Here is a 16463-nt window from a genome sequence, read left to right as displayed (position 1 = left end):
GGTTGAACACCTCTACTACCTACTGAAAGCTGGTCCGGACTGATGGTCCGATCCCTTTTGATTTTGCCTTTTTGGCATGGTCGCTGGAACGCCGAACTGCCCCTGTCTTAAAGCTTGCGTAATGCTTATAGTTTGGGGTGGCAGGCTGGCCCGCGGGGCCGGCGCCAAAGGGGGGCACCCTGTGCCCTGAGAACGGCGTGAAAGGCGGTCGCGGGTATGCTTAATGTCATGATCGTGGACGACCAATCCACCGATCGTCAGATCCTTGCCCAGCTTACCGCAAATCTCGACGAAGGCATCCATGCGGAGGCGTTCGAGGAGCCCTACATGGCTCTCGAATGGCTCCGTTTCAACCAGCCCGACCTGATCCTTGTGGATTACCGTCTGCCCGGGATGGACGGGCTCACCTTCCTAAAGCGGTGCCAAGAGCTACCCTCCGGCGAGGGCGTCCCCGTTATCGTTATAACGGTGGTCCAAAGCTCCGAGCTGCGCTACCAGGCCCTTCAGGCCGGGGCCACCGATTTCCTTACCAAGCCTCTTGATGTCCAGGAATGCCAGGCTCGCTGTCGCAATCTGCTAACCCTGCGCAACCAGCAGTTGATCATTGAACGCGATGCCGAGCGTTTGGCTGCCGCGCGCAAGCGCACGGGCCGGGCCCTGAATATTCTTACCCTTGGCAGCGAGCTCCTCGTTCGGGTGCGGGAAGAGCAGGCCCTGGTTGAAGGCATGTGCCGGGTGGTTATGGAGCAGGGTGGCTATCCGTGTGTCTGGGTAGGCCTACCCGAGGGGGTCTTTGGAGCAAGTATAAGGGTAGTCGCTTCGTCGGTAAGGGACGGCAATAACGGGGTGGCGGATAAAGCCTCCGTGCCGCCGGAAACCCTTTTGAAGGTGGCCGAAACACATTGCCCCCTGGTCCTGAACGACTTGAGTGGCGAGGTGGGCTATGAGCCCTGGTTGGCAGGCCTGCGGGGTGCCGGACTGGGGGCATTGATAGTCCTTCCAGTGCGCATCGAAGGCCATGCCAACGGGGTTCTCGCGGTATTCGCCCGCATGCGGGAGCAGTTCGATGAGGACGAGATGGAGTTGCTGGCGCGCACGGCGGACAATCTGGGTTACGGTGTGGCGGCTCGGCGGGCCGACCAGAAGCGGAAACAGGCTGAGCAGGATGCGGAAAACCTGGCTTACTACGATCGCCTAACCGGCCTGCCCAATCGGACCGGGCTGATCAGGCACCTAAGGGCCCTGACCCAGGAAGGGAGCGAGTCACTGACCGCTCTGCTGGTGATCAACTTGGACCGATTCAAACTGGTGGACGATACGGGCGGCCCCAATGTCGGGGATATGCTTCTGCTTCAGGCAGTTTCTCGCCTCAAGAGCGTCGCCGGCCAGGGAAATAAGCTCGCCCGGCTCTCGGGGGACGAGTTCGCCCTCCTGGTGCCTGCCAGCAACGGAGGAGAAGGCGGGGACAGTCGGGGCGGTGAGGCGTCCAGGTTGGCGGAGCGGGTGATCCAGGCCTTCCGCCAGCCCTTTAAGGTGGTTGGATTCGAGTACTTCATAGGCGCCAGCGTGGGCATTACCACCGTGGAGAATGCCGACGAGGACCTGCAACGGCTTCTCCAGCAAGGCAATACCGCCCTTCGCCTGTCCAAGGAAGCCGGGGGGAACACCTATTCCTTCTACTCCGGAGAGCTCACGGAGCGGCATACCCAGCGCCTTTCCCAGGAAAGGCGGTTGCACCGGGCGGTGGAAAACGGCGACTTCGTTCTCCACTACCAGCCTATCGTGCGCCTGGAGGATGCTCGCATAGTGGGGGCCGAAGCGCTTCTGCGCTGGCCCCAGGAGGACGGCAGCCTCATGGGGCCCGATGCTTTCATCCCGTTGTCTGAAGAGATCGGGCTTATGGTATCCCTGGGCAGCTGGGTGTTCCGGACCGCCTGCGAGCAGATCCGGGCCTGGAACGATGCCGGTCACGACCTTTACGTCTCCATTAACCTCTCCAACCATCAGCTCCTGAGCCCGTCCCTGAACGAGGACCTGGTGGCCGCCATGGATACCACAGGGGCGGCGCCTTCCCGGCTGGAGCTGGAGGTGACGGAGGGGGCCATGATGACGGATCCCCCTCGGACCGAGCGCATCCTGGAGGGCCTCCACGAGCAGGGCCTGAAGATCGCCGTGGACGATTTCGGAACCGGCTTCTCCTCCCTGAGCCGGCTCAAGCATCTCCCCATCAGCACGCTGAAGATCGACAAGGACTTCGTCCTCGGCCTTCCCGGCAACCCCAATGACCGCACCATCACCCAGAGCATTACGCAGCTGGCCGCCAACCTGGGGATGCGCGCGGTGGCCGAGGGCGTGGAGAGCGAGAGCCACCGGGAGGCGCTGATGGGCATGGGTTGTCAGTTCGGCCAGGGGTTCTATTTCAGCGCGCCCCGGCCTGGGGAAGAGGTCCGGGAGGAGCTTGCGGCGGGAAAAAAGGCCTAGGGTCGAGCATTCCGGGCGGTAGACGGGTAGAATAAGCTGGGGCAAGCACGGGGCCTTTTATGCGATTGCTGGACCGTCTCAAGCAATCTCCGGATACCGAGCACGAGCAGGCGATTGTGCGGGTGGCCGTGGTCAGCGCTATCCTCGTCTACCTAACCGCCTACCCCCAGTGGTTCCAGACTGAGCCGAGCACCATGTTCTCGGCGATTGCCCTTGCCGGCGGTTTCCTGGGCGTTTCCCTAGTATATGTCGTTTGGTTACTGCTCTCCCCTGGGCGATCCCACCTGCGCCGGGTGCTCGCCACCGTAATGGACCACGGCACACTGTCTCTGCTAATGCTTTGGTACGGGGAGTTGGTGGCACCTCTTTACATCGTCTTCCTGTGGGTAATCATCGGCAACGGCCTGCGCTACGGCCGAACCTACCTTTTCCTCTCCATGATGGTGGCGCTGTTCGGCTTCGCTACCGTGATTTCGACCAATACCTATTGGCAGGAAAACACCACACTGGCCTGGGGGCTTTTGGCAGGCCTGGTTATTCTGCCGCTATATTTCCGTACCCTTCTGGCCAAGCTGGACCGTGCCCGGGCCGAGGCCGAGGCCGCCAACCGAGCCAAGAGCCAGTTCCTGGCCAACATGAGCCACGAGATTCGGACGCCCATGAGCGGCGTTGTCGGCATGGTCGACCTGCTCAAGGACACCTCCTTGTCTCCTCTGCAGCGCCATTTCACCGAGACCATCCACCGCTCGGCCAAGGCCCTGTTGGAGCTGCTGGAGAATGTCCTCGACCTTTCCAAGATCGAAGCGGGTAAGATTGCCGTCCAGCCGGGGGACTTCGACCTGTACGCCACCGTCAAGGGCACCGTGGACATGTTGGTCCACCAGGCCGAGACCAAGGGCCTGCGCCTGGAGCTGTCCATCGACCCGCACACTCCTTACCGGGTCCACGGCGACGAGGTTCGGCTCCGCCAGATCCTGATCAACCTCATTAACAATGCCGTCAAGTTCACCGACCAAGGCCGGGTGGCATTGTGGGTAGCCCCTGAGGATACCGGGGATGCCACCACGGGAGTCCGGTTCGAGGTGGTGGATACCGGCATCGGCATGTCGGACGAGGTCCAGGAGCATATCTTCGAGGTCTTCACCCAGGCCGACGGCTCCATTACCCGGCGCTATGGCGGTACCGGCTTGGGGACGGCCATCTCTCACCAGCTTGTAGACCTGCTGGGGGGCACCATCGAGGTGGAGAGCGTTCCCGAGGTGGGGACCGCCTTCACCGTGACTCTGCCCTTGGGTAGGCCGCAGACCGCAACCAGTCACGGAACCCTTTCGCCCGGGGGGCGGGTGCTTCTGGTAAGCCGCGACCGCGCCCTGGTTCGAACCCTTGCCCATTGGATGGACGTCTGGGAGCTGGAGGCGGAAGTGGTTGGCGGATCCGATGAGTGTCTGGCCCGGATACAGGACGGGGAGGCCAGCTACCGGGCGGTACTGATGGACGAAGGGGAGGTCCTGGACCCCATGGGGTTCATAAGCTGTTTCGGTTCCCCCAGTGCCGATTCCATGCCTGGCCTAGTCCTGCTGCGGCGGGACGCTACCAGTACCCGCCTGCGCGGTCTGGAAGGCAATTTCTCCGCGATTCTGGACCTCCCTCCGGAGAAGCCGTTGGTCTTCAACGCCCTTTATGCCCTGCAGACCGATCTGCCCGACGACGAGCGCGTGGTGGACCTGGCCAAGCACCGTCAGGCCCAGGGGAAGTCCGTATCTGCTGGACACATTCTGGTGGCGGAGGACAGCGCCACCAACCAGGAGGTGATCCGCCTGATCCTGGAAAAGGGCGGCTATCAGGCTACGGTGGTGGATGACGGCGAACAGGCCCTAAACGCCCTGGAGAACCAGAACTTTGACCTCGCCCTGGTAGACATCCACATGCCCGAACGCAGCGGCCCCGAGGTCGTCAAGACGCACCGGTTCATGGACACCGAGGGAGCCGGCATGCCGTTTGTCCTGCTTACCGCCGATGTCACCAGCGATGCCGAAAAGCAAGCCGAGGAGGCCGGCGCTGCGGCGCACCTGACCAAGCCCGTCGAGGCCAATAGGCTCCTGGCTACCCTGAAGCGGGTCCTTCCCGAAGATGGCCCGTCCGCCGGCTCCCCGGAGGGCCCCTTCCTCCCATCGTCGGGGGAAGAAGGGAACGCCTCCGGGGAGCCGGCGACGACGCCGGACGGTCAGCTGGTTTCGGCCCAGACGCTGCGTGAGCTGGCCGGCCTAACTTCCGATCCCGCCTTCATGGCCAGCCTCATCCAGGGCTTCCTGCGCGACGCCGACAACCTGCACGCCAAGATGAAAGAGGCCGCCGGCGCGGGCAACCTGGAGGAGCTCCAGGGGCACGCCCATGCCCTCAAAGGCAGTGCCTCCAATATCGGGGTCGAGGCGGTGGCCAATGTCTGCCACCGGTTGCAGGAGGCCGACGCAACTGACTTGGGTAGTGGCACAGTGCGCTACGAGCTGGACTGGCTGGCCGAATTGCTTCAGCGGGCCAGGCCGGCCCTCCTGGTGCATGCCAGCGGCCAGCTCCAGCATTGAGCGTGGTGCAACACACCGCTCCACGGGCCTAGTTGGCCTGGCGGTCCTCCTTACCGGTGCGCCGGTCCTGGGCCCGCACCAGGCGCTCCATGGTGCGCACATCACGCTCGCCCAAGGCCAGGGCGGATTCCACCCACAATTCGGCGATGTCCCGTAACTCCTCGAACGGCACCCGGTTGTGGCGAGCATGTACGCGCTGGAATAGGCGCTGCACGGAACGGTGTTTGTCGGCATCGGTCATAAACTCCTGAAGCTTTTCCCGCCCCTCGCCAGGTTCGGCGAGGAAGTCCACAACGCCCATGTCGTAAAGCTCTTCGGCAGAATACAGCCGGCCGGAGAGGATCATGCGCTCGGCTAGGCCAGGGGCGATTTTGCGCGACAGGAAGCTGTAAGCCCCCATGCCTGGGAAGAGGTTGAACAGCACCTCGGGGAAGCCCATCTGGGCGTCGCGTTCGGCGATCAGGACGTTACACGCTAGCGCAGCCTCGAAGCCGCCGCCCTGGGCCCGGCCCTCCACAAGGGCGATGGTGGTCAGTGGCAGGTCGAATCCCACCGAGAAGTCGTGAGCCACCTGGATGCAGCGCAAGGCGTAATCGCGCAGTCCCTGCCCGTCGCCGTTGCGGATCAATTGCCCGAACAGGTCTAGGTCGCCGCCGTAGTTGAAGACCCCGGGAAGCCCCGAGGCCACCACCGCATATCGAAGGCTCTGGGGATGGCCCGCTTCGAGTTCCGATTGGACCCGATTGGCAATGTCGGTCTTGAACTGCTGCAGGTCAGCCAGCAGCTGTGGGGTGAAGCTCGGCCGGGGACGCGGCTCCATGAAGATGTAGGCGGCCTCCTCCTGATTGTTGATGAGGGCCTGGGACTGCTGGTTCTGCCCTTCGCTCTTGGGGAACGGGATCAGGTTGCTCATGGCACTAACCTCCAAGGGTGTTGAATTGGCCAGGGCCCGGCCCCGGCCCGGAAAGGACGACGTTAAGGCGTAAAGGGCGCAACGGGTTATCGGCCCGCACTCGGCGGATCCCGAGCAGGGCGGTCCAGGGGAAAGGCGGTTGGCGGCGCGAGGAAGGGGGCGGGGCCCAGAACCAGGCACACTCGGCCGCTACCCGCTGCGGCCGGTTGTGGCGACAGGCGTAGGATGAGGGCGATCGCCGAGCGAGGGTCGCCTGAGCGGTTAAAGGTCACGGGCCCCCCTTTTTGGCTCGGTACCGAAATGGCAAAGGGACCGGGAAAGGCCCGTGCCCCCGTTGCGGGATAGGACTGATTCCTTCCAGCTTAACGCGTATAATGGCGACGTGAAGATGAAATCCTGCGCCCTTAGAAAAGCATAAAAACTATGGTGGCCCTTCCTCCGGGGCCGGCCCTTGGCTCCTAGGGGGGCGGAGCCTATAATAAATTTCCTGTTAAAGCCGGTCTGAACCGCCTCTATGCCTAAAAAGCTCTACATCCGCACGTTCGGCTGCCAGATGAACGAGCATGATTCCACCCGCATGGTGGACCTGCTCGCCGAAGAGTTGGACGTGACCACCACTCAGGATCCCACCGAGGCGGATATTCTCCTGCTCAACACCTGCTCGGTGCGGGAAAAGCCCCAGGAGAAGGTGTTCTCCGAGCTGGGGCGGTGGCGGCCGGTCAAGGAGTCCCGTCCGGGCACCGTGATTGGTGTGGGCGGCTGCGTGGCCCAGCAGGAGGGCGATCGGATCCGCCAGCGCGCCCCCTATGTGGACGTGGTCTTCGGCCCCCAGACCATCCATCGCCTGCCCCAGATGATCGCCGAGGCCGAGCAGCAGCAATCCGCCGTGGTGGACGTGGATTTCCCGGAAATCGAGAAATTCGACCACCTGCCGGCACCGCGGGTGGAGCGCGCCCGTGCTTTCGTCACTATCATGGAAGGCTGCGACAAGTTCTGCACCTTCTGTGTGGTCCCCTATACCCGGGGGCGGGAGCTGTCGCGCCCGTTCGATGACGTCCTCGCGGAGGCCTTCGAGCTGGCCCAGCAGGGGGTTCGCGAGATCACCCTGCTGGGCCAGAACGTCAACGGCTATCGGGGGGTGATGGAGGACGGCACCGAGGCTGATCTGGGCCTGCTGCTGCACTATCTGGCCGGTATCCCGGGCATTGATCGGCTGCGCTTTACCACCAGCCACCCCAACGAGTTCGGTGACGGTCTGATCGAGGCCTTCCGCGAGGTTCCCGAATTGGTCTCCCATCTCCACCTGCCGGTGCAGACCGGCTCGGACCGGCTGCTGGCCCGCATGCACCGCAACCACACCCGAGCCGAGTTCCTGGACAAGGTGGCCCGCCTGCGCGAAGCCCGTCCCGACATCGCCATTGGCAGCGACTTCATCGTCGGCTTTCCGGGCGAGACCCAGGAGGACTTCGCCGATACCCTGGACTTGGTGGCCGAGGCCGATCTCGATGCCAGCTTTTCGTTCAAGTACAGCCCCCGGCCGGGTACGCTCGCCGCGGAGATCCCGGACGATGTCCCCGAGGCAGTCAAGGCCGAGCGCCTAAGCATTCTGCAGAACCGGCTCAATCAGCAGGCCATGGAAAAGAGCCGCGCGCTCGTCGGTCAGCGCCGCAGCGTCCTGGTGGAAGGATCCAGCCGCAAGGATGCCGATGAGCTTATGGGCCGCACCCCTTGCAACCGCATCGTCAATTTCTCCGCGCCTCCGGAGTACATCGGGCGGCTGGCAACGGTTGCCGTGACCGAAGCCCTGCCTAACTCACTGCGCGGTGAGCTGGCCGAAGAGGCGCGCCTGACGGTCACCCCCTGATCTCGTCCCAGCCCCGTTCGCCGTCGATTCCCCATGCGCCAAAATCCGGAGCCCGCCTTGCCAATGCCTTCCTCCGCATTGCCGCCCGTTTACCGCCGGGGCCCGGATGGCCCTCGGGCCCTGCGGCCGGTTCGGGGAGGTCCCTGATGGCTGAAATCCATGCCGGCACCGAGGCGGGGAACGGCGAGGCCAACCCGGTGGTGGTCCAGTTACCCGCCGATGCCTCCGGCTTGCCCTCAATCCAATCGATAACCGAATGGGTGCGTGCCGCCCTAGCCCGCGTACCCCGAGGTGCCCCCGCGGGGGAGGTAGTGGTTCGGGCCGAGGATGCCGACGAGATGGCTCGCCTCAATGCCGATTTCCGGGGAAAGGAGGCGCCCACCAACGTCCTCTCCTTCCCGGCGGATCTGCCGCCGGGCCCCTGGGAGCCGGTCCTGGGCGATGTGGTCCTCTGTCCCCAGGTGGTGGACCGGGAGGCAGCCGATCAGGGCAAGACGGTCGAGGCTCACTGGGCCCACATGGTGGTGCACGGTACCCTTCATCTTGTGGGCTACGACCACCAGGAGACGGCGGAGGCCGAGGCCATGGAAGGGCTGGAACGGCGAATCCTGGACGGCCTTGGGTACGATGACCCCTATGCGGAGGAGTAGCGCGGTGGCCGAGGAGGGCCCGAAGCGACGCAATTGGATCGAGCGCCTGGCCCGCGGCTTGGGCTCCGCGCCCGAGTCGCGTCAGGAGCTGTTGGAGATGCTGCGCGAGGCGGGCGATCAGGGCCTGCTGGATGTGGAGGATCTCCACATGATCGAAGGCATCTTCAAGGTCTCCGAGACCCGGGTCCGCGACGTCATGGTGCCGCGGGGCCAGATGGAGGTGGTGCGCACCGACGAAGCACCCGACGGGTTCATCCCGCGCATAGTTGAAGTGGGTTATTCGCGTCTGCCGGCGATCGGCGAGGACCGCGACGATGTACGCGGCATCCTCTTCGCCAAGGACCTGCTGCGCTATTGGGGGTCCGAAGAGCGCGATCAGTTCGACCTGATGTCGGTGATTCGGTCCCCGGTCTTCGTCCCCGAGAGCAAGCACCTCGACAGCCTCCTCCACGAATTCCGCGCCAGCCGCAACCACATGGCCATCGTGGTCAACGAGTTCGGCGGGACCGCTGGATTGGTGACCATCGAGGACGTCCTCGAGGAGATCGTCGGCGAGATCGAGGACGAGTTCGACATCGAGGCGGTCATGGTGGAGCAGCGCGGCCAGGGGCGGTTCCAGGTGGACGCCCAGATCCCCCTGGAGACCTTCGCCGCCCGCTTCGGGAGCCACCTGGAGGCCGATGGCGTGGACACCCTGGGTGGCTGGATGGTGCGCCACATGGGCCACCTGCCGGCAGTGGGCGAGTCGGTGCGGGTGGACGGCCTGCTGCTGGAGGTAATCCGCGCCGATCGCCGTCGCCTCCGCTCCATCCGGGTGGTGGAGGCGGACCAGGCCGGCCGCGAGGGCACTTCCGGTCCCACGGACCAATCCGTGTGATCCTGCTGTGACGCGCCCTGGCGGCCTTGGTTTCGACCTCCTTTGCCTGGCCGCCGGCCTGGCCCTGCCCCTGGCCTTCGCCCCCTGGTCTCTCTACCCCCTGGCCTGGGTGGCCCTCATCCCCCTTTTCGCGGTCAGCGAAGCTCCCGGACCCGGCTTGCGCTTCCGGCGGGGTCTATGGTTCGGGCTGGGGCAGTTCGGCTTTGGCCTGTACTGGCTGCTGCCAACTATCCACACCTTTGGCCACATGCCGCTAGTCCTTGCGGTGCCCACGTGGGTACTGCTGGTAGCCTATTGCGCCCTCTATCCGGCCTTGTTTGCCCTGCTTGGCGGTTGGCTCGGTGGCCCGGCGGCGCTACGCTTTGCCGCGGTCCTGCCGCTATTGTGGGTTGGCCTGGAGGCCCTGCGGGGCTGGGCCTTCACCGGTTTCCCCTGGCTCAGTCTGGGGGCAAGCCAGGCCCCGGGACCCCTGGCCGGTTGGCTCCCGGTGGCCGGTAGCCTTGGCACCGGCCTAGTGCTGGCCGTGGTTAACGGTTTGGTTCTGCTGGCCGGACGGGGCCTGGCCCACCGGCGCTGGCTGGTGGGGGCGGTGCCGTTGCTGGCGGTTGCGGCCCTGGCAGGAGCGGGCTCAGTGGCCGCCGGGTGGAACTGGACCCGGCCCGACGGACCGGCGGTGGAAGCCGCGCTGGTCCAGGGCAACGTCCCCCAGGGGGAGAAGTGGGACGCGGAGCGCCGAGGCGAGATCCTGGGGCGCTACGAGCGGCTGACGCGCGCGCACCTTGACGCCGACCTGGTGGTGTGGCCCGAGACGGCCGTCCCCCTGTACGCCGACCGCGCTACCGGTTACCTCAACAGCCTGGCCACCGACGCTCGCGCCCGCGGCAGCACCCTCCTGGTCGGGGTCCCCGAGCGGGAATGGGTGGCGGGCCGGCAGCGCTTCTACAACAGCGTTTTGGCCCTGGGTGCCCACCAGGGCCGTTACCGCAAGCGCCACCTGGTGCCCTTCGGCGAGTACGTGCCTTTGTCCAGCGTTTTGTTTTTCGCCGAGCGGTTCGTACCCGGCGGGGGAACCTTCGTCGGCGGAGACAGCGCCGAGCCGCTGGCGCTCGGCGGCTACCGGGCGGGCCTGTCCATATGCTACGAGGACGCCTTCCCCCGGGAGGTGGCCGCCACCGTCCATCGCGGCGCCACGTTACTGGTCAACGTTACCAACGACGCCTGGTTCGGCCGGTCCATAGGCCCAGCGCAGCACGCCCAGCTGGCGCGGGTGCGGGCGCGTGAGATGGGCCGGCCCATGCTGCGGGTGGCCAATACCGGCCTGACCTTTGCCACCGACCATACCGGCCGAGCGCTGGCGGCTATCCCGCCGGACCAGGCCGGGGTGGCCGAAGTCCAGGTCAGGCCCCGGGCCGGGGTCACCCCCTATCAGGTGCTTGCCCGCGGCTGGCTATCGGGAGGGCTGGCCCTGGCCCTGGTTGTAGCGGCGGCCTTCCTCTGGCGCGGCCCTCTACCCCGCCGATTTCGGCGCTAAGCGGCGCTTACTCAACTTTCAGTCCAGTCCCAGCTCCGGCCACAGGGCGTCGACCTGGGCCCGGGTGTCGGCATCCATGCGAACCGGCTGGCCCCACTCGCGATCGCTCTCGCCCGGCCACTTGTTGGTGGCGTCGATGCCCATCTTGGAGCCCAGCCCCGAAACCGGGGAAGCGAAGTCCAGGTAGTCGATGGGGCTGTTGTCCACCAGGGTGGTGTCCCGGGTGGGATCCACACGCGTGGTGAGCGCCCACACCACATCGTCCCAGCTGCGGATGGCGATATCGGCGTCCACCACGATGACGAACTTGGTGTACATGAACTGCCGCAAAAAGGACCAGACACCCATCATCACCCGTTTAGCGTGGCCCGGGTACTGCTTGGTCATGGACACCACCGCCATGCGGTAGGAGCAGCCCTCCATGGGCAGGTGGAAGTCCGTGATCTCCGGGAACTGCTTCTGCAGCAGGGGCACGAACAGCTCGTTCATGGCCAGGCCCAGCACCGCGGGCTCGTCCGGGGGGCGGCCCGTGTAGGTGGTGTGATAGATCGGATCGCGGCGGTGGGTGAGGCGCTCCACCGTGAGCACGGGGAAGGTCTCGGTCTCGTTGTAATAGCCGGTGTGGTCGCCGAAGGGGCCTTCCACCGCGGTGTCGTCCGGATAGATGTGGCCCTCCAGGACGATCTCGCTGTGGGCCGGGATCTGCAGGTCCACGCCGAGGCCCGTGGCGAGCTCGGTGCGGGCGTTGCGCAGCAGGCCGGCGAACTGGTGCTCGGAAAGGGTGTCCGGAACCGGGGTCACCGCCGCCAGGATGGTGGCCGGGTCGGGGCCCAGGGAGACGGCTAAGGGGAACGGCGCGTCGCCGTGGACCTCGCGCCAGCGGCGGTAGTCCAGGGCCCCGCCGCGGTGCGCCAGCCAACGCATGACCACGCGGTTGGCGCCGATCACCTGCTGGCGGTAGATGCCCATGTTCTGGCGCTGGCTGTCCGGGCCGCGGGTGAGGGTGATGCCCCAGGTGATTAGCGGTCCGGCGTCCTCGGGCCAGCAGGTCTGCACCGGCAGCCGGGCGAGGTCGACGTCGCCGCCTTCCAGCACCACCTCCTGGCACGGCGGGTTCTTGCGCTCCTTGGGCCGCATGTTCAGGGCCTTGCGCAGGATGGGGACGGTGTCCCACAGCTCGCGGAAGCCCCCCGGGGGCTCGGGCTCCTTGAGGTAGGCCAGCAGCCGGCCCACCTCGCGCAGCTCGGCGGTGGACTCGCGCCCCATGGCCCAGGCGATGCGCTGCTGGCTGCCGAACAGGTTGGTCAGGGCCGGACAGTCGCCGGCTTTGGGCTGCTCGAAAAGCAGTGCCGGGCCGCCGGCTCGCAGGACCCGGTCGCTGATCTCCGTCATTTCCAGGTGGGGGTCCACGGGGCGGGATATGCGTTTGAGTGCCCCCCGCTGTTCGAGGTGGTCGATGAAGGCGCGGAGGTCTTTCATGGGGGATCCCCGGTGAGGTGTGAGGCGTGAGGTGTGAGGTGTAACGGCGCCAACGGCTTATCCGCAGATGACGCCGATGACCGCAGATGGGCAAGGCGAACGACACAACAGTTCCGGTAAAGGTCCGAGATTTTTGACGTCATCTGCGCCATCCGGGTCATCTGCGGATCCTGCCTTTGCCGGTGTCTTTGCGCCTTCCCTCACCCCTCACAGTAAATATTCCAGCACGATCCCGGCGAACACCGCCCCGCCCAGCCACTGGTTGTTCAAAAAGGCCCGCAGGCAGGGACCGCGTTCCCGGTTGCGGATTAGCCACTGCTGGTAGCCGCCGAAGGCCGCCGCGCCCACCAGTCCCGCGGCGTACCAGGCGCCGAGGCCGGCCTGGGTCCCGGCCAGGCCCAGCAGAACCAGGGCTCCCAGCTGGGAGGCGGTTACCGCCGTGCGGTCCCAGGCACCGAGCAGCACGGCGGTGGAGCGGACCCCGATCCGGAGGTCGTCGGGTCGGTCCTCCATGGCGTACATGGTGTCGTAGGCCAGGGTCCAGCAGATATTGGCGGCAAACAGGATCCAGGCGATGGCCGGCACGGCGCCGGAAACAGCGGCGAAGGCCATGGGGATGCCCCAGCCGAAGGCCATGCCCAGGTAGGCCTGGGGCAGGTGGGTGTAGCGCTTCATGAAGGGGTAGGTGGCCGCCAGCACCACCGCCACCAAGGCCAGATACAGGGTCAGCCGGTTGAGCAGCAGGACCAGGCCGAAGGCAACCAGGCACAGGCCCACGAATAGGGCGATGGCCTCGCCCGGACGGACCTCGCCAGCCGCCAGCGGGCGGCTCTGGGTGCGGGCCACGTGGGGATCGATCTCACGGTCGGCGTAATCATTGATGACGCAGCCGGCCGAGCGCATGAGGAAGGTGCCGATCACGAAAACGGCCACGATCCAGGCTGGCGGCGCCCCCTCGCCGGCGATCCAAAGCGCCCACAGGGTGGGCCATAGCAGCAGCAGGGTACCGATGGGCCGGTGCAGGCGCATCAGCCGGGCGTAGGCCCCGAGCCGTTGGCTGACCTTGGCTGCGGTCAGGGGCATACCGAATCCATCGCGGGCAGGAAGACCTCCCCCACCAGCAGACGACCGGTTTGGGTCTCGTGCAGGGAGCGCCGGGCCCACAGGGTTTCGCCCTCGGGACCGGCCACCGGCGCGGCCTCCAGCCGCAGACGCCGGAGCCCGGAATCGGGGTCGAACAGCCGATCCCCTAGGGGATATTCCCCGGGATCGGCAAGGACGCCGTCCGGGATCCAGCTGCGGGCGAATACCACGTCGGCGCCGTCGCACTGGAGGAAGACCTCCCGCTTGGCCACCTCTTCTCCCGCCGGCCGATCCAAAAGGTCGGCCGCACCAGGGGGCAGCGCTACCCGGCAGCGGTCGTGGATGCGGAGAGCGAAGGTTCCCCCGCAGGCAGCCCGTAGGGCTTTGCTCAGGGAGTCGTCCAGGGTCAGCCAATCGGCCAGGTGGGCGCGCTCGGCGAGTCGGCCTATCCAGGCCCGGGGCGGTTGCCAACGCCCCAGGGTGGGGAAAAGGTCAGTCTCGGCGGGAAAGGGGTCGGTCATGATACCGAGGGGCCCGGGTGGCGGGGGGATAACGGAAGCGCAATTCTAGTGACCTGGCCCGCAAATGCCTAGGGGGTCTGAGCGACCTGGGCGGCTCCGATGCTCCCTGCGGGCAGCCCAGCATGGCGGACGGCGCGGCGTCAGCGCTCCTGGACGGGCAGCCAGCCCGCCTGCGTCGCGCTTCCTAGCGGCGCCCGCCGTGCTGGCGCGCAGAACCCCTAGGCATTTGCGGGCCAGGTCCTTCCCGCAGGGCGACGTCAGGCGCCACCGTTGGTCTGCCCATCCAGCCGGCGGTAGTGGACCGCCTCGGCGATATGGCCCCGACCGATGGTGGTGTCCCCCGCGAGGTCGGCCACGGTTCGGGCCAGCTTGAGGATGCGGTGGTAGGCGCGGGCGGATAGCCCCAGGCGCTTGCTGGCCGTCTCCAGGAAAGCGAGCCCGTCGTCGTCGGGGCGGCAGTAAGCTCTGACACCCTGGCCGCTGAGGTTCCCTGCGGGGGCGGCCATGGTGGCCAACTGGCGGGCGCGGACCGCCTCCACTCGCCGTCGGACCACGTCCGAGGGCTCACCGTCCCCAGGGGTACCGGGCCGCAGCTCCTCCACCGGCAGAGCGGGCACCTCCAGCTGGACGTCGATCCGGTCTAGCAAGGGGCCGGAGAGGCGCCCCCGATAGCGTTGGATTTGGGCCGGCGTGCAACGGCAGGCGTGCCGGGGATCGCCCAGATAGCCGCAGGGACAGGGATTCATGGCAGCCAGCAACTGGAAACGGGCCGGGAAACGGGTGCTCCCCTGGGCCCGCGCGATGCCGATCTCCCCGGTCTCCAGTGGCTCACGCAAGGCCTCGAGGACGGAGCGTTGGAACTCGGGCAGCTCGTCAAGGAACAATACCCCCCGATGGGCACGCGTAATTTCCCCGGGTCGGGGCGGGCTGCCACCGCCCACCAGGGCGGCCTGGGAGGCGGAATGATGCGGAGCCCGGAACGGCGGAATCGGATCCAGGGCGGTGACCGCTTCGCCCTGAACCGAGCGGATGCGGGCCACCTCGATCTGGTGGGCCGGTTCCAGTCCCGGCAGGATGCCGGGGAAACAGCGTGCTAGAAGGCTTTTGCCTGCGCCCGGCGGGCCGCTCATCAGAAGCCCGTGCGCTCCCGCGGCCGCAACCTCCAGGGCGCGCTTGGCGGGAGCCTGGCCTTGTACCTCGGCCAGATCCGGCGGGTGATGGTCCGGGGGTCGGCCGGCGGCGGCCGGCGCCACTGGCTCGTCGCCCCGGAGGTGCGCGGTGATGGCGTTGAGGCTATCGACCCCGTAGACGGGGATGGTGTCGGCTACCGCCGCCTCGGCGGCGTTGTCCCCGGCCACCACCAGACCACCGCGCTCGGGGGCCGGTTCCAGCGCCGCCGCCAAGGCCCCGGTGACCGGCCGCAGGCGGCCATCCAGGGTGAGCTCGGCCAGGAACTCGTAGCCTGCCACCGCCTCCCGCGGTAGCTGGCCCGAAGCCACCAGGATGCCGAGGGCGATAGCCAGGTCGTAGCGGCCGCCGTCCTTGGGCAGATCCGCCGGCGCCAGATTGACGGTAACGCGGGCGGTGGGGAACTCGTAGCCGCTGTTGACCAGGGCCGCCCGCACCCGATCCTTGGCCTCCTTAACGGCCGTCTCGGGTAGGCCAACGATGGCAAGCGTGGGCAAGCCGGCGGCCAGATCCACCTCCACTTCCACCGGCGGCGACGCCACACCCGCCAGGGCACGGCTCGCGATTACCGCGTGCGCCAAGGTTTCCCCCCTTTTCATGCTGACTAGGCGATTGGCTCAGACAGGCAGACCCCAATTGCTACCGGGTTCCGAAGGAGCGGTTGCCGACCGTGGCAATCGGGGCTCCCGGCGGAGCCGTCCTCATACAGGAGCTGTTGGTTGTGTAGGACCCCGATTTATCGGACAAGCCGTTGGGACCTCTGCGGGTCGCTCCACTAACACCTCGCACGGCCAGGCGGGCCCCCGCACGGCCCGCTCCTGACCGGAGCGGGTAGCCAATCTTTCGTTCCGGTTGCTTGTGCCCGGGGCGGTTTTATTTGCGGGGCTCGTTAGGGTCGTAGTCGGCGGAGGGATCCCCGGGGTCGGTCGCCAGGGGCTCGGTTTGGAGAGTGCCCCCCTCGCTACCGGGCGGCGGTGTCACGCCCAGCTTGGCTTCGAGGGCTTCCACCCGCCGACGGGTCTGCTCAAGGGCTTGCTGCTGTTGCTCGAACTCCTCCCGAGTGATCAGGTCCATGCGCTCCAGAACGGGACGCACGGCGTCTCGGACCGCCTCTTCGATACGCTCGGGCGGAAGACCCAACCGGCCCAAGGCCTGTCCGATCTCGCGGGCCAGATTGTCCAGCATGCCGGAAGAAGATTGGCTCATTGACGTGCCTCCAGAACGGTTTGGCGGAGAGGTAATTGCCTCTAACCATCCTAGCAGACCGGAAAGGCATGCTGGCCAGTTTCCCGGT

At 66.5% G+C, this 16463-nt stretch carries 12 protein-coding genes; 6 read left to right on the top strand and 6 right to left on the bottom strand.

Features of this window, described 5'->3' with window-relative positions:
• Positions 1 to 216 precede the first annotated feature (216 nt).
• Both V5A19_RS02795 and V5A19_RS02790 read left to right on the top strand, forming a co-directional pair.
• Positions 217 to 2481: a GGDEF/EAL domain-containing response regulator gene (locus tag V5A19_RS02795; protein ID WP_332317787.1), complete on the top strand. Its 2265-nt coding sequence runs from the start codon at positions 217 to 219 to the stop codon at positions 2479 to 2481.
• A gap of 59 nt (positions 2482 to 2540) precedes the next feature.
• Positions 2541 to 5063, top strand: a complete 2523-nt coding sequence (locus V5A19_RS02790) for an ATP-binding protein (RefSeq protein ID WP_332317786.1) — start codon at positions 2541 to 2543, stop codon at positions 5061 to 5063.
• Positions 5064 to 5091: 28 nt separating this feature from the next.
• Here V5A19_RS02790 and V5A19_RS02785 read toward each other — a convergent pair whose 3' ends face one another.
• Positions 5092 to 5976 (bottom strand): crotonase/enoyl-CoA hydratase family protein, encoded by an 885-nt coding sequence (locus V5A19_RS02785; protein WP_332317785.1) that lies wholly within the window; start codon positions 5974 to 5976, stop codon positions 5092 to 5094.
• 514 nt (positions 5977 to 6490) lie between these two features.
• Here V5A19_RS02785 and miaB point away from each other — a divergent pair.
• From miaB to lnt, 4 genes are all read left to right on the top strand, one after another.
• On the top strand, positions 6491 to 7840 hold the full coding sequence (gene miaB, locus V5A19_RS02780; protein WP_332317784.1) for a tRNA (N6-isopentenyl adenosine(37)-C2)-methylthiotransferase MiaB: 1350 nt from the start codon (positions 6491 to 6493) through the stop codon (positions 7838 to 7840).
• Positions 7841 to 7986: 146 nt separating this feature from the next.
• The gene (gene ybeY, locus V5A19_RS02775; RefSeq protein WP_332317783.1) at positions 7987 to 8490 is read left to right on the top strand and encodes an rRNA maturation RNase YbeY; all 504 of its coding nucleotides are present in this window, start codon (positions 7987 to 7989) and stop codon (positions 8488 to 8490) included.
• On the top strand, positions 8477 to 9367 hold the full coding sequence (locus V5A19_RS02770) for an HlyC/CorC family transporter (RefSeq protein WP_332317782.1): 891 nt from the start codon (positions 8477 to 8479) through the stop codon (positions 9365 to 9367). Before ybeY ends, V5A19_RS02770 begins: the two co-directional genes overlap by 14 nt.
• Positions 9368 to 9374: 7 nt before the next feature.
• Complete coding sequence (gene lnt / locus V5A19_RS02765; RefSeq protein WP_332317781.1) at positions 9375 to 10898, top strand: apolipoprotein N-acyltransferase; 1524 nt, start codon at positions 9375 to 9377, stop codon at positions 10896 to 10898.
• An 18-nt stretch (positions 10899 to 10916) separates the two neighbouring features.
• Here lnt and ubiD read toward each other — a convergent pair whose 3' ends face one another.
• From ubiD to V5A19_RS02740, 5 genes are all read right to left on the bottom strand, one after another.
• Complete coding sequence (gene ubiD, locus V5A19_RS02760; protein ID WP_332317780.1) at positions 10917 to 12377, bottom strand: 4-hydroxy-3-polyprenylbenzoate decarboxylase; 1461 nt, start codon at positions 12375 to 12377, stop codon at positions 10917 to 10919.
• 207 nt (positions 12378 to 12584) lie between these two features.
• Entirely contained in the window at positions 12585 to 13460 is an 876-nt protein-coding gene (gene ubiA, locus V5A19_RS02755) for a 4-hydroxybenzoate octaprenyltransferase (RefSeq protein WP_332317779.1), read from the bottom strand.
• Positions 13451 to 13981, bottom strand: a complete 531-nt coding sequence (locus V5A19_RS02750; protein WP_332317778.1) for a chorismate--pyruvate lyase family protein — start codon at positions 13979 to 13981, stop codon at positions 13451 to 13453. The genes ubiA and V5A19_RS02750 overlap by 10 nt, the downstream gene beginning before the upstream one ends.
• Positions 13982 to 14238: 257 nt before the next feature.
• Positions 14239 to 15750 (bottom strand): YifB family Mg chelatase-like AAA ATPase, encoded by a 1512-nt coding sequence (locus tag V5A19_RS02745; protein WP_332317777.1) that lies wholly within the window; start codon positions 15748 to 15750, stop codon positions 14239 to 14241.
• A 292-nt stretch (positions 15751 to 16042) separates the two neighbouring features.
• Positions 16043 to 16375, bottom strand: coding sequence for an accessory factor UbiK family protein (locus V5A19_RS02740; protein ID WP_332317776.1), 333 nt, complete (start codon positions 16373 to 16375; stop codon positions 16043 to 16045).
• Positions 16376 to 16463 lie beyond the last annotated feature (88 nt).

The organism is Thiohalorhabdus sp. (assembly GCF_036628635.1).
GTDB lineage: Bacteria > Pseudomonadota > Gammaproteobacteria > Thiohalorhabdales > Thiohalorhabdaceae > Thiohalorhabdus.
The sequence above is the reverse complement of the archived record's forward strand: the minus strand, read 5'-3'. Positions and strand labels throughout refer to the sequence as shown.